Origin of the sequence: Lonsdalea britannica, assembly GCF_003515985.1 — a bacterium.
Lineage (GTDB): Bacteria > Pseudomonadota > Gammaproteobacteria > Enterobacterales > Enterobacteriaceae > Lonsdalea > Lonsdalea britannica.
Genome location: NZ_CP023009.1, coordinates 1899703 through 1918042 on the forward strand (window position 1 = coordinate 1899703; position 18340 = coordinate 1918042).

The window sequence follows — 18340 nt, forward strand, 5'->3', positions numbered from 1 at the left end:
CCGCGCAGGGCGCAATGATCCGATGGGCAAGCGTCCCTGCCGCTGGGTGCCAGCGGCAGAGGCATTTAGCATACGAAAACTAGACGATGCGAAACATATCCACCATCACACAACGGCGGATACGGACGAAAGTATGAGCTGACGTCACCCCTTCGCCGGTCGGCGTGGAAATGGTCATGGACGTACAGCCCTCGCCCCCGAATCCCAGCCCGGCGATACAGGGGCCGTTCTTCACGAAAATGCTGGTGTTGATGCGGTTGGCCATCTTGTGCAGGTGGGTGATGTTGGTTGAGTGCATCGCCGCCGTATGGCGACATCCGCCCTCCAGCCGCACCGCCAGTTCGATGGCGTCGTTCACGTCAGCCACGCGCACGACGGGCAGCACCGGCATCATCATCTCCGTCACGGCGAAAGGGTGGTCCGCCGGGGTTTCCGCCAGCAGCAGCCGTGTGCTATCGCTAACGTCCAGACCAATTGCCGCGGCGATCTTCGCGGCATCGCGCCCTACCCAGTCGCGGCTGGGGCGGCCTTTGCCGTGTTCGTCGATATCGGTCAGCAGCAGCGGCAGTAGCTGCTCCACTTGCTCGTTGGTCAGCAATACCGCGTGGTGCCGCTGCATATCGGCCAGCAACGCATCGGCCACGCTGTCGACGACGATCGCCACTTTCTCATCGACGCAGATAATATTGTTGTCGAAGGACGCGCCGCGCACGATATCGCGGGCGGCGCGGGCAATGTCCGCGGTTTCATCCACCACGACGGGCGGGTTGCCTGCGCCAGCGGCGATCAGACGCTTGTCCGTATGTTTGCGGGCGGCTTCCACCACGGCTTCGCCGCCGGTCACGACCAATAGGCTAATGCCCGGATGACAAAACAGGCGCTGAGCGGTTTCGATATTCGGGTCTTCGACGGTGACCAGCAGATTCTCGGGGCCGCCTGCGGCCACTATCGCTCTGTTCAGCAGGCTGATGGTGTGCAAAGAGACCTTCTTCGCCGAGGGATGGGGCGCAAACACGATGCTATTGCCTGCGGCGATCATGCTGATGGCGTTATTGATCACGGTCGCGGCCGGGTTGGTTGAAGGGGTGACCGACGCCACTACGCCCCAGGGGGCGTTTTCGATCAGCGTCATCCCGTTGTCGCCGGTGAGCACCTGGGCCGCCAGACTTTCCGTTCCCGGCGTGCTGCGCGCCTGGGAGACGTTTTTGGCATATTTGTCGGTGACGCGGCCCATACCCGTTTCGGCCACGGCCATTTCCGCCAGCACCTGAGCGTAGCGCTCGCCGGCCTCGCGGATCGCCGCAATCACTCTTTGCCGCAACACTACATTATCCAGCTGCTTCTGCGCTTGCGCGGCTGCATTCACCGCCTCATCCAATGAGGCAAAAACACCGTATTGCATATCGAATTTAGGCGCCGGGCATACCGGAGCATCGGGCTCGAATATTGACTGTTCCATACGTGAATCCTCCAGGATAAGTTCAGACCCCATCTGCATAGCGATAGACATGCGGAATCGTTTTCCCTGCGAGCGTTGGGGCGGCGATCACCTGTGCGGCCGCACTCTTATCGGTCGCACCGCGGACAGATTAATCGCGTGAATCTGTCCGCGTTTTGGCGCTGCTGTCGCTCGCGGGCTATGGGCATGTTGCGACGCTTCAGTGAATGTCACTATCAAAAATCGGCAAACTTCCCTTAAGTTTGAAGCGCGTCATAAATTGGCGTTTTCTCTCCAAACGGTATGACGCGTTCACAATGTGGCCGCTTGCGGCTTGGCCTTCCTTCTTTGTTCTTGTTCCTTCACGGCTCCCAGCCCTGCTGAAGGCGCATTGACCAATATCGCGGCATTGCCGTGAAGTTTGCCCTCCATCAACTCCTGATGGGCGCGGGGGATATCGTCGAATGCAAAGACTCGATTCAGCGTGGGGGAGAGCCGTTTCTGATTGACCAGATGCAGGAATTCGCCACATTCCCTGATGTTGGCGTAGTGAGAACCCTGAATGCGTTTTTGATGCATCCACAGGTGGCGGACATCAAAATCGCAGTTGTACCCGGAGGTGCCGCCGACGGTGACAATCATGCCGGAGTGATCGCAAATCTGCAGCGAGGTAGGAAACGTGTCCTGACCGGAATGCTCGATCACCAGTTTCGGCAGATCTTTTTTGCCGAGCGCTTTGAAATAGTCGCGTCGGAATTGCGCGAAACCGCGGCTCCAGGCGGCGTACTCGCTGGAGTCCAGATTGGGCAAGCGGCCCAGATAGTTATAGTGATTGCGCAAAAGATAGCCCACCGCGCCGAGTGAGCGAATGTAGTCTCCTTTTTCTGCGCTCGACACCACGCCGATGGCAAGCCCTCCCAGCGCGTTGACGATCTGCACCGACATCGATCCCAGCCCACCGGCGGCTCCCCAGATGAGGACGGGATCGCCGGGCTTCACGTGGTTTGGAACCCAGTGGGTCAGCTGCTTGTAGGCGGTAGGGCCGTTCAACATCAGCGTGGCGCTCTCTTCCCAGGTAAGAAACGCCGGTTTGGGGAAACACTGGTAGTCTTCGACGCGGGTATATTCCGCAAACGAGCCAAAGTTTCTCTCGTAACCGTAAATTTCCTGACTGCGCACAAACATGGGATCGGGCGCGAGACGGGATTCCAGCGACGTGGCGTCGTAAACCGAACAGGAGACGACGACCGCATCGCCGGGTTTGACGTTCGTCACTTCAGCACCGACGGCGCAGACGATCCCGGCGGCCTCGGAACCACCGATATGGAAAGGCTCTGCGTCTTTAGACTTTTTCTTGCGGGCGGCGATGATATCCACCGGTTTGCCCAGCGCCGCCCAAACATTGTTGTAGTTAAGTCCCGCCGCCATCACATGAATCAGGACCTGTTTCGGCGACAGCGTCGGAATCGCGACGATCTCCCGTTGAATCGCATGGAGAGGTTCGCCATAGCGTTCGGGCCGGATAATGTAAGCGTTCATCGTTTCCGGAATATCAAAATGCTGGTCCATTTTCTTCACTCCCTGTTGACTGCTCTACGGCTGCCCTGCACGGCAGGCATTGTCGGCCGGCTCGCGTCTGTCGCGTGAGCGCCTTGCGGACAGTCCGTTGGACGATATTGTTCCTATTGGTGCATTTCAGTGACCCGTGATGTCCGCGCGGGAGGGTTACTGGCCTTCGCTCACGCTCTCTTCGCGCTGACTGGTCATAACTATCCCGGTCGCGGTGGCGCATTTTCCCCCGTGCGCGCTGTACAACACGGCCGAGACAAAAGCGATATCACGACTCTTTTTGTCGATTACGGCATCGATGCGGCAGGGTTTTTTCCGGATGACCCGCAGCATCTTCACCGAAAGCTCTACCACACCTGCCGGTCTACCGCCGAAGGAGTGAAATCCGCACAGACCGATGGCGCACTCCAGCGCCGCGCTGATGACGGCTCCGTTGATACCGACCGTCTTTAAAGTACCGAACCCACCCTGATGGCAGGGGTTGTTGTCACCGACTTCCAACACGAGATGTTGCTCATCGCAGTCGATGACGCGAAACCCTAGCGCTTTGAACAACGGCGAATCGTTAAACACCTGTAAACCTTGAGCGGTCACCATTCATCCTCTCTCTGAGTGGTACGTCAGAGGACATCTTTGTGGTCATAAGCGCCGCCTACCCATGACGGCTTCACCATGACGATGCCTTCCCGTAATTGAGCCTATTTAGCGACCTCGCCGCGGTTAACGGCGAGGTCGCGCCTGAGGTTATTGCCGCACGTCTTCGTTTTCCCTGAGGGTTTAATCCTCCTCGGGGTTCAGCGCCATGGCGACCAGCTCGTCAATACTGGCCGACCTGATGTCCTCATCGGGGCTGTCCGGGTGACCGTGTTCGGCGGGCGGTTCGTCGTCATGAGCGAGCCTTAATAGCGCATCAAGCAAATCGCTGCTGCGCAGTCGTGCGATAGGGATGGCGTTGATCGCCTCTCTGATCCGCTCGTCGTCGTCTCCGGCGGCGTCGGGCGTCGGGGCCTCGTCCACTTCGGGGAGCAACTGTTCGCCCAGGAAGGCGGCGAGTGCTTCGGGCGTCGGATAGTCGTAGGTCAGCGTGGCGGGAAGCCGCAGACCGCTAGCCGCCGTCAGACGGTTGCGCAGCTCCAACGCCAGCAGGGAGTCCAGTCCGCTTTCCTTGAACGAGACATCCAACGCGATGTGCGTCGCGTCCTCCTTGCCGAGAATGGCCGCGATACTTTTCGCGATAGCGGATTGCAGATACTTGAGACGCGCGCCCGACTCCAGGGCGGCGAGCTCTTTGCGCAGATCTGGGCCATCAGCCGTGGCGCGGGACCGACGTGTGGCGCTCAGACCGGCCAGACGCTCCAGCAGCGGATGCAACGTGCCGGAACGGCTGTTGTTGCGCAGGGTTTGTAGATTGAGCGGTACGGCGGCCAGCGCGGCATACGGCAGATCCAGCGCCGCATCGACCAGCGCGTTGCCGTGTTCGGGCGTAATCGGCGCAAAACCGGTGCGGGCGATTCGGGCGTTGTCGGTGTCGCTCAGTGCGCTGGACATGCCGGTGACCGGTTGCCACCAGCCCCAGGCAAGCGAGGTGGCGGGCAAGCCCTGACGGTGGCGGTGTTGCGCCAGACTGTCGAGGAAGACGTTGGCGGCGGCGTAGTTTGCCTGTCCCGGACTCCCCAGCGTACCGGCGCTAGAGGAGTACAGCACGAAGGCGGCCAGATCGTGATGACGCGTTTGCTCATGAAGATGCCAGGCGGCATCGACCTTGGGCGCGAAGACTTTTTGGATGGCTTCCGGCGTCAGCCCTGCCATCGTGGAGTCCGCCAGCAGCCCGGCCGTGTGGAACACGCCCGTCAGCGGACGTTCGGCCGGAATGGCGTCCAGCATGGCGCGTAGCGCGAGCGGATTGGCGATGTCGCAGGCGACGATGTGCGGCGTCGCGCCGAGGCTTTCCAATCGTGCCTTCAACGGCGCCGCGTTGGCGGAAGTTTCGCCCCCGCGACTCGCAAGCAGCAGATGGCGCACGTGATAGGTGGTGACCAGATGCTCCGCCAGAATCGCGGCTAGCGTCCCGGTGCCGCCGGTGACCAGCACCGTCCCCTCAGGGTCGAGCTGATGCGGAAAGGTGAGTACGACCTTTCCGGTGTGACGCCCTTGCTGCATCAGTCGGAACGCCGGTATGGCTTCGCGGATGCCGTAGGCTGTGACGGGCAGCGGTTGCAGCGCGCCGGTCCGCATCAGTTCCAGCAGCTCGCCCAACATTTTCGCGGTGGCTTCCGGGCTGCTGTCGGGGCGTTCGAGATAGTGATAGCCGATCCCCGGATATTGGGTGTTCACTCGCTGCTCGTCGCGAACATCGGTTTTACCGATTTCGATAAAGCGGCCTTGATCCGCCATCAACGCCATGGATGCATCAATGAATTCGCCGGTCAGCGAGTTCAGCACGACGTTGAGGCCGTTGCCGCCCATAGTCGCGTGAAAATGTTCGGCGAAGTCGAGGTTGCGGGAGCTGGCGATATGGTCGTCAGGAATATCGAAACCGCGCAGAATGTCCCACTTGTCCGGATGGGCGGTCGCAAAGATCTCCGCCCCCAGATGGCGAGCCAGCTGGAGCGCCGCCTGACCCACGCCGCCCGCGGCCGCGTGGATGAGGACTTTATCTCCCGCCCGCAGATCCGCCAGATTGACGAGCGCATGATAGGCGGTGAGGAACGACACGGGGACGCTCGCCGCCTGGGCGAACGACCACGTATCTGGCATCGGTACGGCGGTGCGTTGATCGACGATCGTCACCGGACCGAAAGCGCCTTCCGTCATCACCATGACCCTGTCGCCGACGGCGAAACGATCGACGTCTGGGGCGATTTCCGCCACCACGCCGGCTGCTTCGGTGCCGAATTCATGCTGCGGCGGGATCAGTCCCAACGCGCATACCACGTCATAAAAGTTGACGCCTGCGGCCCGTACGTTCAGGCGGATTTGCCCGGCGGCCAGCGGTGCCGCGGCCTCTGGCGCAGGCTTGAGGATCAGGTTGTCGATGCGTCCCGCGTTCGAAATATCCATACGCCAGAGTGGCGCATCGGACGGCGGCGTCAGTAGATCGTCCGTGCTGCTGCGGGTCAGCATCGGGTAGAAAAGTTGCTCGTCCCGCACGGCTAACTGCGACCGCTCGCTGGCCAGCGCTGCGGTAATCCACTCCGTCTTATGCAGCGGACTATCGGTATCCAGCAAGACAATGCGTCCGGGGTATTCGTTCTGGGCCGTATGCAGCAGGCCCCAGATCGTACTTTGCATCAGATCGGGGGCCGCGTGGTCGTCGGTGGAGACGGCGCGTTTCGTTACGACCACCAGCGTGCTTTGAGATAACGGCTCGCTGTTAAGCCAGCTTTGCACGAAAGTGGTGACGTCCTCGGTCAACGCGCGCACGGCGGCGGGCGTGTCGTCGACATGCTCGGGCACCGGCAGCGGCCAGATAATGACGTCGGGCGGCGTGTCCGTCGTCGCTGCCGTCAGTGCGGATAGATCCGGATAAGCGGATAGCGTGGACAACGCCTGAGTGACGTCGGATGACGTGTCCAGCAACGCCCAGTCTGTCACGGGGGCGCAGTGCGTACGGCGGCGATGGCGTCGGGCAGGCGGCTCCAGGTCGTGCGTAGCAGATCGTGATGAGGCGGCTCGCTCAGCAACTGCCGCAGACGGTCGCGGGTGGTTTCCCGCAGGGTGAGCGCCGAGACAGCCAATACCGGTGTTCCCGTCTCATCAACGGCGGTGATGGCAAGGGTATCGGCGGCGGTGGATCGCAGGCGCGCGCGCAGTTGACGTGCCGGAACGTCGTGGAGCATAACGTCGCTGAACGCGAAGGGCAGGCGCAACTTGTCGTCGCCGTCGTCTGTTGCGGGCAACGCGATGACATGCAGTACGGCATCCAGCAGCGCCGGGTGCAGAATGTGGCCGGCGATCGCAAGCTCGTCGGGCAGTTGCGCATCCACGTAGATATCGTTGCCCTTTCTCCACGCTGACTGCAACCCGCTAAAGGCCGGGCCGTATTCATAGCCTGCGTCTACAAGACGGCTGCGCAATTGCGCCAGATTTATTGATTTGGCACCGGCTGGCGGCCAAGTCTCCGTATCGAATGTCGGCCAAGCGGAAGGTGCCGCCGAGGCCAGCTGTGCCTGCGCGTGGAGCGTCCAGGGCGCTGGTTCGGCATCGTTTTCCGAGGAGGGGCGGGCATGTAGCGTGACGGTGCGGCGGCCTTCTTCTTCCGCGCCCACACGCAGATGCAGGTCCAGATTACCTTGTTCAGGCAGGATCAGGGGCGACTGCAGCGTCAGCTCAAGAATGTGAGGAGACCCGACCATGAGCGCGGCGTGCCGCACCATATCCAGATAGGCGGTGCCGGGAAGCAGCACGACGCCTGCCGCCGCATGATCCGCCAGCCACGCGTGCGTAGACAGGCCGATACGGCCGGTCAGCAACACGCCCTCATCGTCCGGCAGGTCGATAGCGGCGCTGAGCAACGCGTGTTCTGCCGTTCGCTGGCCCGCCGTGGCGACATCGCCGGTGGCAAGCAGATTGAGCCAGTAGTAGCGGTGTTCAAACGGGTAGGTAGGGATGTCGACGACGCGCGCGCCGGGATGCAGGGCGCGCCAGTTGATGTCGTGACCGTTGACGTAAAGCTTCGCCATCGCCTGAGTCAGACAGGCAACGGACGGCTGGTTCTTCTTCATTGTGCCGATTACTGCGGCGGCGTCATCGACGGTTTCTTCCATCGGCGGCAGCAAGACGGAATGCGGGCTGCACTCGAGGAACGTTATGGCGCCGGCGCGGGTCAGCGACTGGATGCGATCGACGAAGTGGACGGGATGGCAGAGATTGTCGCACCAGTATTTGGCGTCCATCCGCGAGCCGTCAAGCGGGGTATCATCGAGATAACCTTCGACGGTGCTGTAGAAGGCGATACGCGTAGGGCGCGGCGTTATGGCGGAAAATAAGGACATCAGCATCGGACGCAGTTTATCCATGCCCGGCGAGTGTCCGGCGACGTCAACGGCGATCCGCTTCGCCCGGATGCCCTCTTTCTTACAGCGTTGCAGGAGACGGGCAATCGCTTCAGTACCACCGGAGACCACGGTGGCGCTGGGGCTGTTAAAGACGGCGAGCGTCAGCGTATCGTCGAGCTTCTCGACGAATGTCCGCGCGTCATCCCCACACAGGCCGATCATCGCCATGGCACCGCTGCCGGACATCGTCAGCATTAGCTGGGAGCGCAGGGCGACAATCTTCACGGCGTCATCCAGAGTGAGCGCGCCAGCGATGTACGCGGCGGCGATTTCTCCCTGGGAGTGCCCGACCACGACATGAGGTTCGATGCCAAAAGACTGCCACAGTCGCGCCAGCGCGATCATGACGGCGAACAGCGCGGGTTGCACGACATCGACGCGCTCGAGCGTCGGCGCGTCCGGCGACGCCCGCAGGACCTCGATCAACGACCAGTCGGTATAAGGCTTCAGCGCCTCGGCGACCTGATCGATGGCCTGGCGATAGACGGAAAACGCGTCGTAGAGTTCCATGCCCATGCCCGGCCACTGTGAGCCTTGACCCGGAAAGACAAAGACACGTTTTCCCGCGCCAGCCGGCGGCACGGTGTTTTTGAGCACCGACGAATGATCGCCGCCTTCCGCCAGCGCCGACAGGCCATTGAGCAGGCTGTCGCGCGTCGGGCCCCATACGGCTGAACGGTAGGGGAAGCGGCTGCGGGAGACGCCCAGCGTGTAGCCGACGTCAATCGGATCCAGCTCAGGCTGGGACAGGAGCAATTCATGCAGGCGCGCAGCCTGATCGCGCAGCGCGGACTCTGTTTTCGCGGCCAGCGGCCACATCATCTCGGCGGGCGCGACGGGATGCTCCGTCGGCACGGTCGGTGCCAATGGCGGCTCCTCGACGATCAGATGACCGTTAGTGCCGGAGACCCCGAACGAGGAGATCGCCGCGCGGCGGGGACGTTCGTCGCTGCGGGGCCAGGGCTGCGCTTCAGTGAGCAGTTCGACCGAACCGGTCGACCAGGCGACCTCCTCTGAGGGCGCGGTGACGTGCAGCGTGCGGGGCAATTGCTGATGTTGAAAGGCCATCACCATCTTGATCAGCCCGGCCACCCCGGCGGCGGCCTGCGTATGGCCGATGTTCGATTTAATCGACCCCAGCCGTAAAGGGCGTTCCGCCGGGCGCTGTCCGTAGGTAGCCAGCAGCGCGTTGGCTTCGATCGGATCGCCGAGACGCGTCCCTGTGCCGTGGGCTTCGACGACGTCGACGTCCTCCGGCTGCAATCCGGCATTGGCCAGCGCATGGCGGATGACCTGCTGCTGCGCCGAGCCGTTGGGCGCGGTCAGTCCGTTGGATGCGCCGTCCTGATTGACGGCGCTGCCGCGGATGATGCCTAAAATCGTATGGCCGTCGGCCTGCGCCTGCGACAGCGGTTGCAGCAGGAGCATACCGACGCCTTCGGACAACCCGACGCCGTCGGCCGATGCCGAAAATGCCTTACAACGGCCGTCGGGAGCCAGCACGCGCTGCTGGGAGAAGTCGATCAGAACGCCCGGCGTGGGCATCACCGTTACTCCGCCCGCCAGCGCCAGCTTGCAATCGTTGCTGCGCAGCGCTTCGCAGGCCGTGTGGATCGCCACCAGCGAGGAGGAGCAGGCGGTATCGAGGGTGACGGCTGGACCATTCAGTCCCAGGCTATACGCCACGCGGCCGGAAGCCACGCAGGTGGCAGTGCCCATGTAGCCATAACCGGAAACGTCTTCCGAGGCCTGCTGGAGGTGCGGACCGTACTCGGTGCCCATCACGCCCGCGAAGACGCCGGTGCGGGTGCCGTGCAACGTCGATGGATCGATGCCTGCGCGCTCGATCGCTTCCCACGACACTTCCAGCAGCATGCGCTGCTGCGGCTCGATCGTGACGGCTTCACGCGGAGAGATACCGAAGAAACCGGCATCGAATCCAGTAGCGCCATACAGGAAATTGCTGGTGCGAGCAGAGATCTTGCCGAGTTTGCCCGGTTCCGGATTATAAAGATTGGCCGTATCCCAGCCGCGGTCAGACGGGTAATCACCGACCGCATCGCGGCCTTCGGCGACGAGACGCCACAAGGATTCCGGATCGCTCACTCCGCCGGGATAACGGCAGCTGATCCCGATGATGGCGATAGGCTCGTCGTTATGGCCGTCCTTCGCGTAGTCTTCCAGATCGTCCTCACCCGAGGACAGGCCCAACGCCTGACGAAGATGCTCGGCGACTGCGCGGGGCGTGGGGTGGTCGTAAACCAGCGTGGAGGGCAGTTCGAGGCCCGTCGCGGAGGAGAGCTCTCGAGCCAGTTCCACCACGGTCAGCGAGGTAAAACCGATGTCGCGGAAGGCCTGCGTCTCGGAGACGAAGCGCTGTTCCGTCAGCAGTTCGGTTTTAGCGGCAATGAGTTCCAGAAGGGCTTCCCTCTGCTCCGCCGGGGAGCGGTCGAACAATGCCGCGCTATCGATCATGTCATCCGACTGCGGAGAAGGACGCGAGAGGGTTTCTCCTACTACGACATCGGTATGTGCGGGCGCATGCTGAGCGTCGGGCGTGAGTGTGACGTCAGGGAAAAAACGTTCGCAGACGGCTGGCCAGTCGAGCGATGCGCCGTTGAGGTAGGCATGTGTAAGCGCGAAGATGACGCTCTGTTCATCCCCTTTCCTGCGCTCCAACGTTGAGATCGCCGCGCCCGCGACGCCTTCTTCGCGCAGCAGCTCTTCAATGACCGCCGTGAGGACGGGATGAGGGCTGACTTCGATAAAGAGGCGATAGCCGTCACGAATCATCGCGCGCAAACTTTTCTCGAACATGACGGTTTCACGCAGAATGCTGAACCAATATTCAGGCGTCATCTGATTATTGGCCAACGGTTCACCGAGGACGGACGAGTAAAAGGGAATGCGCGGCGAGGTGAAAGCTTTCGGAGCCTGCTCCACCACCGCGTCGCGCAAAATGTCGACATGGTGGCTGTGGCCCGCCACTTCGCCGCCCGGCACTTTCCATGCCCACAGGCCTTCCGTCTTGAGGACGTCGAGCAACTCCTCCACGGCGGCGAGATCGCCGCTGGCGGTCACGCTTCGGGGACTGTTGATGGCAGCGATGTTGAGCCGACCTTCCCAACGCGACAGCAGCGGTTTTATGCGGTCGACGGATGCGGCGATGGACACCATCGCGCCCTGGCCTTCGATCTGGGTCAGCGTCTTGCCCCACAGGCAGGTGACCTGGGCGGCATCGGCGCTGCTCAGGTAGCCGGAGGCGTAGGCTGCGGCCGCTTCGCCGACGGAGTGACCCACGACCGCCGTTTCTTGTACGCCGAATGAGCGCCACACATCCGCCAGCGCCGAGGCGAGTGCGAATTGAAGCGGTTGAATTTGTACTAACCGGGTGAACGGTTCTTCGGCGACGATGGCGGCCGCCAAATCCCAGTCGGTATGCCGGCGTACCGCTTGGGCATAGTGCTGAAGACGTTCCCGATAAGCGGGGTAACGTTCCATCAGTTCCGCCGTCATGCCCGGCCAGAGAGGCCCTTGTCCGGGGAAGACGAAGACGGGGCGGCAGCGATCGTCGGCGACGCCTTTAATGACATTGCGCGCGGCGCGTCCCAAAACCAGGGCCGTAAGGCCTTTTTCCGCCTCGTTGTGATCCTTCGCGAAGACGGCCCCTCGATGATGCCCATGCGTCTGCGAAAGTTGCCGGACGCAAAGGGCGTGCAGATCCTGGGTGGAAGAGGCCTTTTTCACCTCGGTCAGCAGACTGTCGGCCGCGGCTGACAGGGCATCGGGGGAGTTGCCTGATACGATCAGGGGTAAATTCATCAAATTCATGTGACTCATCCTTTTGTCGAGGCGGGGGCCGGTTAGGGCGCTGTTTTTCTCCAGCCGGTGCTGGAGGCGGGATGTAGCACCAGATGCGTCGGCTGTTCGCTACGCAGCAATACGCTACCGAGCTGTCGTCGAATGTCGTTTTCCTTCAGCGACGCATCTTCGCAGTAAACGTCGAGCGTAAATGCCGCGTCCTCGCCGTCGCCGTTCTGTACCCAGGCTTCCGCTCTCACCACGCCGGGAAGGGTTTCGGCGATTTCGCAGATGGATTTCATGCATACTTTCTCCCCGCGGCTCATCACATAGCTGGGTTGCCGTTGGCGGAAGAAGAGGTAGCCTGCGTGGTCGATCTCGAACAGATCGCCGGTGTGGATCACGCGCTTACCGTCGTCGTTGGTTTCCGTTTCTTCAGTGTGCTGACCTAACCGCTGTTTCATCCCTGTGGCGGTTTCGACGATCAGTTCACCTACCGTGTCGTCGGGATGCTCTTTCTTCAATGAAATGTTCACGCCTTCCATCGGTACGCCGACTGAGGCGTAGCGTTCGGGCGACTCCAGGTGGGCGGCCAGCGTCGCTACCCGAGGGCCGGCCTGAGTCAGACCATAGGTTAGGTAAACCTCAAGGCCGGGATTACGCGTCAGGAGTGCTTCCACTGAGGATGGCGCGAGCGCATCGCCGCCGACGGTCAGTCGACGCAAGGGGGACGGGAGTTTGCCGGATTCAGATTGCAGCCAGGCATTCACCATCAGCGGTGTCAGCGAGGACTGCGCTATCTGGTAGTCGCGGATCGTCCGTTCATAGTGCAAAGGCGTGAACGGCGGACCGGCGATAATGGCGGTGCCGCCGAGTGAAAACGTCGTCAGCAACTGCGCGACGAAGGCATAGGAGTAGTACATGGGCAGATTAATGAGTACCCGGTCTTCGGCCGTTTGTCCGATCGCTTCGGCGTGGCGTAACCCGTTGAGTAACAGTGCGTCGAGGCTGAACAGACAGCCGCTGAAGATGCCGGAGGTGCCGGACGTCAGCAGGATCACCTCTCCCGGCTGATAGTATCGGACGCTCAAATCGTCCAGATAGTTGAGTTTGATGCGTTCAGACAGCGGGTAGGCGCTGATCTGCGGTAGTCCCTTGGGGGTATTCAGCGAAATCAGCGCATTGGCGCCAAGCACGGCGGCGATACGATAAATACGAGACGGCGGCGCGGAAGAGGGCAGCAGTACCGGAACGGCGCCCAGCGTTAGCAGGGCGAAGACGATGGTCACGAACTCGATGCTGTTTGGGATGGTGATCATCACCGGCTCGCCGGGCTGTAACCCCAGATCCTGCATGTTATCCAGCACCTCGGAGAAGTTGGGGACGGCCTCAGACCGATCCACCTGCACCAGCGTATCCAAGAAGCGTTGCGCCGCCTCAGGCGTCATATTTTTGATCGTCATCAGTAAGTTCCTCCCTCGTCCTGGTGGGTGAAGATGACGCTAGTGACCGTATGTCCGGCGGCGTCCGCCTCGTGACAGGTGACGATCACATGGCTGGCCGCGTGTTCACTGAGCCAGGTTTTGGCGATCGCAGCGGCGGCGGGAAGTCCTTGTTCCGCAGGCATCGAGAGCACCATGCTCGGGCCGTTAAAGCCGAGGAATTGGCCCGGAAGGGCGCAGACCAGCCCAGGACAGGCGCCGGAGAAGCGCAGTGGAGAGATGCGCCCCGACGCGATGACGGCACCGATCTCTCTCAGGGTATGCGCCGTACACTGGTCGCTGATTGCGATATGTCCCACGGTGCGCTTGGCGGCGCAAATCGCCTCTCTGTCCTCTTCCAGAGCAAGTTCGACCGCGTCATAGACCAGCCATGCCAACGGATCGGCGTAGAGCGATGCTTTCCGCCCGGTTTTCATGGCGGCTAAATCCTCTGCAACGGCGCGACCAAAGCCGACGGCGGGCAGTCCGCATGTGGCGATAACATCCTGTTCGTTCATACTGTCGCACCCTCCCATTTCTGGAAAACGAGGCAGGTATTGAAGCCGCCGAAGCCCAGCGTCACGCTGATCCCGTAGCCATAACGTATCGGCATCGGGGCGCCCGCAGGCATCGGCAGCGTGACTTCAGGCATCGGCGTTTTCAGCCCCTGAATCGGTGGTACATGACCGGTTTCCAGCGCCTTCAACACTGCGACGGCTTCGATAGCGCCCGTCGCCCCCAGCGCGTGTCCGAGCGCGCCCTTGGTCGCAAAAAGGGTGGGGGGATGAGGCACGTCGGAGAACAGTTGGGCGTAGGCGCGGGCTTCCACCAGATCGTTGGTCGCCGTGCCGGTGGCATGCGCATTAATGATGGAAACGTCCGACGGCGCGATCCCTGCGCTTTGCAGCGCCCGCTCGACCGCCAATACGACGTTTCGGCCCGATATATCCGGTGCAACGGCGCTGGCGGCGTCATTCGAGGAACCGGCGCCCGCGAGGATGCCGTAAGGCTGCGCCCCTCTGGCTTGCGCATGCGCTGCGGTTTCAAGCACCAGAAACGCGGCGCCTTCTCCGAGTAGCGTGCCGTTGTGGCTGACGTCGAACGCATTCAGATGGTCGGGTGACAGCGTGCCGAGTCGTGAATGACTAAGCCGTTTGCCCAGCGTGAGCGTGTCTGCGCCGCCGCAGACGCAGATTTCCGTCATGCCGCTCTTTAGCAGAGCCAGTCCTGCCTGGATGGCGTCAGCACCGGCGGAGCAGGCGGTGGAAACCGTCACTGGGGCGTTGATGCAGCCCGCTTCGTAGGCCGCCCTGTTGGACCACGCGGATAGTGAAACGGTATGCTCCGGCTGGTCGAGATGGGCGCCGAAGCTGGTGCCGATCACGGGCAGTAGACCGGGATCGTCCGCAGAAAGTCCGGCGTCCTCGACGGCGCGCGCCAGCGTGGCGCGCGTCAGGCAATCCTGACGTTTGTCCGGCGGCCAATGTAACGGCAGTTCGGGCACAACGGCGGCGTAGTTGGTGCGTAAAGGCAGCGGCGAAGCGATCTCCACGATGCCGGACTCGCCGGCGAGCAGAGATTCCCACGCGGCGTACAGCTCTGAGCCGAGCGCCGTTGACCACGCCATCCCGGTGACCCAGACAGGCGAGCTCGTGTCTACCATAGCTGTTCTCCCAACACTGAAATGTCTTTACGGACGAGAGAGCCTTTCAGCGTGCCGACCACCTGGCCGGAAACCTCGGCCTGGCAGGTAAACGTCATGAAGTCGTCACGCAAGCTGTCGCAGTGCATGTTGAAGATCAGGACGTCGCCGGGGACCACGACTCGGGTGAATCTCGCCTTCACCGAGCCGACGAGCGTGATTTCGTCCTGCCGCAGCGGCGAGGTCGAGACTTGAAACAGGATGATCCCGGCCTGGGAAATGGCCTGCATCATGTGGCTGGCCGGAAAGACGGCCCGTTCAGGGAAATGTCCGGCGATGGCGTCGGTCTGGCCGGAAACGGCCATCAGGGCCGTCAGACTTTTCCCTGGCTGATAATCCGTGACGCGGTCAAGGAAAATCATCGGATGGCGATGCCGCAGCCAGCGCTTCAGTTCAGTGAATCCCATGACGCGTGAAGACGGCGTTGTCGGTTGAGTTGTCATCTCGTTCATTGGGCATTTTCCCCTTGTACAGAGGAAGAGGTGAGGCGCTTGACCAGTTGCGTTAGCGTGTTGACGGAGTGGAAGTGTTCCGGCGTAAAGTATTCATCTTCAATCTTGATGTTGAAGGCGTATTCGCACTGCGCTCTGAGTTCGCTGAACCCCAGAGAGTCCAGCCCGAGGCCGTCTCGCAGGTTGATGTTCGGGTCAATATCCGAGCGGGGAGTACTGATGAAAAGGTCGTCGACCAGAATGCCGATCAGGGTGTCTTCAATGTTCAAAGTGGTATCTCCATATAGCCGATTAACAGATGACGTTCAGTGTGAATAAGCAGGACGTCGCGGTGACGTCCTGATAAAACCAAAAAGACTTAATACGGATAACCCGATGGTGTTTGGCGCAAACTTGAAAAAGAAATAATAATCCTGAGGTAATACTTATTGTTTGATACTTTTTATTTCACTAATACAACTAATTTTGGGGAAATGACGCTAAGGTTCTGAATGGTTATCCATTCACGTGAAGTTAGCCGTTTATTTTATAGGGCTCTTTATATTCATCGATGAGGAGCCTGGTGGTCATGTTTTGTAAATCATCTCTTGTAATATTGATGATTGAGCCTGCCGGGGCTCGATTACGGTTGTTTCTTTATTCCTGCTATGGAATATACTCTTCTTTTTTAAACGTTTAATAAAAAGACATGAAATAAACAATAGCGTTAATTCAATACCACTCGGAACCACTAAGAATCATTAAGAAAAACAAAACGAAATGATTTGTCATAGTGTGATAGGGTCGATGAAAGCTAACAATGATTTTTTATATCGTAGATGTGGCTTTAGAGAAAAGGGAAAATAGTTTTCGGAATATGATTCTTTATCATGATGGGGAAGGAGACAAGGTAATCACTGACGAATTAGAGATTTATCTCTTAAGTGACTTTTATGAATTTTTATTGTTGTAGTTTCAGTGCGTTTGAAATAAATTTTTCGTGCAATCGTCCCCCTGTGCTTGGGATGAACTCTTTTTGTATAACACGGTGGTATAAGACTATGGATTGGTTGAAAACCCCTCCGCTATACGCTTTGAAGGCCTTCGAATCAGCCGCCAGGTATCAATCATTTACCTTGGCGGCTGACGAACTGTCCATAAGTCAAAGCGCGGTCAGTAAGCATGTTCAAACGATCGAATACTTTTTTGGTCGTCGATTATTTGAACGCAATGGGCCCAAAGTGGTTCTTACTTCTGATGGACTCGGTTTTGCCAGAGAAGTTCATGAAGCGTTTAATTCGCTATGTCATGCTTGTGAGCAATTTTCGAGTACCGAAGAAATTTTAAAAGTCAGTGCGCCAGTGACCTTTTCACTCCGCTACTTTATAGCCGTATTAAGGAAATTGGATTTGGATAAAAACTATCCTCGAATTGTGCTGGATAGCCATAGGTTCGGGGATGATTTCATCGATGTTAAAGATTTAAAAAGAGAGGGTTTTGACGGAATAGTTCAATATTTATATCGCGAGGAACGTTCCGATAAGCATGAGACGACTTTATTACTGGATGAGTGGGTGGTTCCAGTTTGCGCCGCAGGTCTATTAACGCCGCATATCGGAAAACCAAAGATGGACATCGAGTTGTTAGGCTACACAACAACAGATGAAAAACTGTCGTTATGGAACGAAAAAGTCCCCGAAGATATTCATCTTACGGCTATAAAGCGTCAAGATTTTAATTCGATGGATTTGGCGATAAGTGCCGCACTTCAAGGGTTAGGGGTCGCCATCGTTGATATTAACATGGTGAAAAAAGAGCTTAAAAACGGCACATTAGTCCTTCCCTTTAATTATGCGGTCAAAACGGGCGCGGGCTACTATTTTTCCTGGCTAAGAAATAATTTGAAATCTGATAAATTAATTGCGCTTAATCAGTTCCTAAAAAAGGAAATATTGGAGGAACGATTAGCGTTTATTCACTACATCGATTGATATTGATCGTGTCGTCAGCCTAATAGCCATGTCGCCCAGTTTCTTCAAGGGCCAACGGGAGCGTTCCTTATCCCGTGGGGAAACGAGACGTTTATCTCGTAAAGCGCGTTATATGTCCCTAAAGGCGGCCGTGGCGCTTTGTTGAACAATGCTCGAAACGGCGTATCTCCGCAATCAGTTGCGGCATGGCGTCGATCACCCGATCGGCGCCAGCGTCGAACAGCCGTGTTCGGTGGCTCGGAGTAGTATGCGCACCGCCGGTAAACCCCACCACAAACATCCCCGCTTTTTTCGCCGCCGTTACGCCGTGGACGGAATCCTCAATGACGAGCGTATGTGACGGTGCAATATTCATGACTTGAGCGGCATGCAGAAAAATATCAGGCCAGGGTTTGCCGCGTCCCGGCCCCACATCGACCGCGGAGAAAATATGCGGCGTGAAAAGCGACTTTAAGTCGACTTTCGTTAGCATAAAATCCAGCTGTTCCGCACTTGAATTGGAGCAGATACAGCGGGGAAGGGCGATCTGGGATAGGGTCTCCCGCACGCCAGCAATACTGACCAATCTGTCGGCGAAAGCATTCATCAGCAATGGATGGAATGCCTGACGAAAATGGGGCGCGATAGTGACGCCTTTGTCCGTGCGGATCTGATCGATCAGTTCATCCCAGGCCAGCCCGCTGTAACGATGTGTAAACTCATCACGCCCAATATCCACCCCCTGCTCATTCAGCAAAGAGACCGTCAGCTCAATACCGATAATCTCCGAGTCGACGAGGACGCCGTCACAGTCGAAAATAATCAATGGCATTCTGTCTTTCATGATTTCTTCTCCAAAAAGCGGCCGAACACCGTTCTCGGCGTCGGCCA

General features: G+C 59.2%; 12 protein-coding genes. 1 reads left to right on the plus strand and 11 read right to left on the minus strand.

Annotation, left to right across the window (positions count from 1 at the left end):
• Positions 1-79: 79 nt before the first annotated feature.
• The 10 genes from CKQ53_RS08830 to CKQ53_RS08870 all read right to left on the minus strand — a co-directional run bounded on the left by CKQ53_RS08830 (position 80) and on the right by CKQ53_RS08870 (position 15769).
• Entirely contained in the window at positions 80-1459 is a 1380-nt protein-coding gene (locus tag CKQ53_RS08830; protein ID WP_085653174.1) for an aldehyde dehydrogenase family protein, read from the minus strand.
• Positions 1460-1750: 291 nt separating this feature from the next.
• Complete coding sequence (gene ccrA / locus CKQ53_RS08835; RefSeq protein WP_094117794.1) at positions 1751-3007, minus strand: crotonyl-CoA carboxylase/reductase; 1257 nt, start codon at positions 3005-3007, stop codon at positions 1751-1753.
• 156 nt (positions 3008-3163) lie between these two features.
• Positions 3164-3604 (minus strand): PaaI family thioesterase, encoded by a 441-nt coding sequence (locus CKQ53_RS08840; RefSeq protein ID WP_085653155.1) that lies wholly within the window; start codon positions 3602-3604, stop codon positions 3164-3166.
• Positions 3605-3784: 180 nt separating this feature from the next.
• A complete protein-coding gene (locus tag CKQ53_RS18720; RefSeq protein WP_244201023.1) occupies positions 3785-6601 on the minus strand; it encodes an SDR family NAD(P)-dependent oxidoreductase in 2817 nt (938 codons plus the stop codon).
• Complete coding sequence (locus tag CKQ53_RS08845; RefSeq protein ID WP_244201024.1) at positions 6598-11895, minus strand: type I polyketide synthase; 5298 nt, start codon at positions 11893-11895, stop codon at positions 6598-6600. The genes CKQ53_RS18720 and CKQ53_RS08845 overlap by 4 nt, the downstream gene beginning before the upstream one ends.
• A gap of 32 nt (positions 11896-11927) precedes the next feature.
• Positions 11928-13328 carry a class I adenylate-forming enzyme family protein gene (locus CKQ53_RS08850; protein WP_118894902.1) on the minus strand — a complete coding sequence of 467 codons (1401 nt, stop codon included), beginning with the start codon at positions 13326-13328 and terminating at the stop codon, positions 11928-11930.
• Positions 13328-13864, minus strand: coding sequence for a coronafacic acid synthetase (locus tag CKQ53_RS08855; RefSeq protein WP_085653152.1), 537 nt, complete (start codon positions 13862-13864; stop codon positions 13328-13330). Before CKQ53_RS08855 ends, CKQ53_RS08850 begins: the two co-directional genes overlap by 1 nt.
• A complete protein-coding gene (locus CKQ53_RS08860; protein ID WP_094117793.1) occupies positions 13861-15009 on the minus strand; it encodes a beta-ketoacyl-[acyl-carrier-protein] synthase family protein in 1149 nt (382 codons plus the stop codon). The genes CKQ53_RS08855 and CKQ53_RS08860 overlap by 4 nt, the downstream gene beginning before the upstream one ends.
• The gene (locus tag CKQ53_RS08865) at positions 15003-15500 is read right to left on the minus strand and encodes a 3-hydroxyacyl-ACP dehydratase FabZ family protein (protein ID WP_205756452.1); all 498 of its coding nucleotides are present in this window, start codon (positions 15498-15500) and stop codon (positions 15003-15005) included. The genes CKQ53_RS08860 and CKQ53_RS08865 overlap by 7 nt, the downstream gene beginning before the upstream one ends.
• Positions 15497-15769: an acyl carrier protein gene (locus tag CKQ53_RS08870; RefSeq protein ID WP_085653149.1), complete on the minus strand. Its 273-nt coding sequence runs from the start codon at positions 15767-15769 to the stop codon at positions 15497-15499. The genes CKQ53_RS08865 and CKQ53_RS08870 overlap by 4 nt, the downstream gene beginning before the upstream one ends.
• A gap of 771 nt (positions 15770-16540) precedes the next feature.
• On the opposite strand from CKQ53_RS08870, the gene CKQ53_RS08875 reads away from it, so the two are divergent.
• Positions 16541-17470, plus strand: a complete 930-nt coding sequence (locus CKQ53_RS08875; RefSeq protein ID WP_162896340.1) for a LysR family transcriptional regulator — start codon at positions 16541-16543, stop codon at positions 17468-17470.
• A 118-nt stretch (positions 17471-17588) separates the two neighbouring features.
• Here CKQ53_RS08875 and CKQ53_RS08880 read toward each other — a convergent pair whose 3' ends face one another.
• A complete protein-coding gene (locus tag CKQ53_RS08880) occupies positions 17589-18281 on the minus strand; it encodes an HAD family hydrolase (protein ID WP_162896341.1) in 693 nt (230 codons plus the stop codon).
• Positions 18282-18340 lie beyond the last annotated feature (59 nt).

Coding starts and splice junctions, on each gene's coding strand:
- CKQ53_RS08865 (WP_205756452.1), bottom strand. CDS start 15,500: ATGAACGAGATGACAACTCAACCGACAACGCCGTCTTCACGCGTCATG.
- CKQ53_RS08875 (WP_162896340.1), top strand. CDS start 16,541: ATGGATTGGTTGAAAACCCCTCCGCTATACGCTTTGAAGGCCTTCGAA.
- CKQ53_RS08880 (WP_162896341.1), bottom strand. CDS start 18,281: ATGCCATTGATTATTTTCGACTGTGACGGCGTCCTCGTCGACTCGGAG.
- CKQ53_RS08845 (WP_244201024.1), bottom strand. CDS start 11,895: ATGAATTTGATGAATTTACCCCTGATCGTATCAGGCAACTCCCCCGAT.
- CKQ53_RS08830 (WP_085653174.1), bottom strand. CDS start 1,459: ATGGAACAGTCAATATTCGAGCCCGATGCTCCGGTATGCCCGGCGCCT.
- CKQ53_RS08840 (WP_085653155.1), bottom strand. CDS start 3,604: ATGGTGACCGCTCAAGGTTTACAGGTGTTTAACGATTCGCCGTTGTTC.
- CKQ53_RS08855 (WP_085653152.1), bottom strand. CDS start 13,864: ATGAACGAACAGGATGTTATCGCCACATGCGGACTGCCCGCCGTCGGC.
- CKQ53_RS08860 (WP_094117793.1), bottom strand. CDS start 15,009: ATGGTAGACACGAGCTCGCCTGTCTGGGTCACCGGGATGGCGTGGTCA.
- ccrA (WP_094117794.1), bottom strand. CDS start 3,007: ATGGACCAGCATTTTGATATTCCGGAAACGATGAACGCTTACATTATC.
- CKQ53_RS08850 (WP_118894902.1), bottom strand. CDS start 13,328: ATGACGATCAAAAATATGACGCCTGAGGCGGCGCAACGCTTCTTGGAT.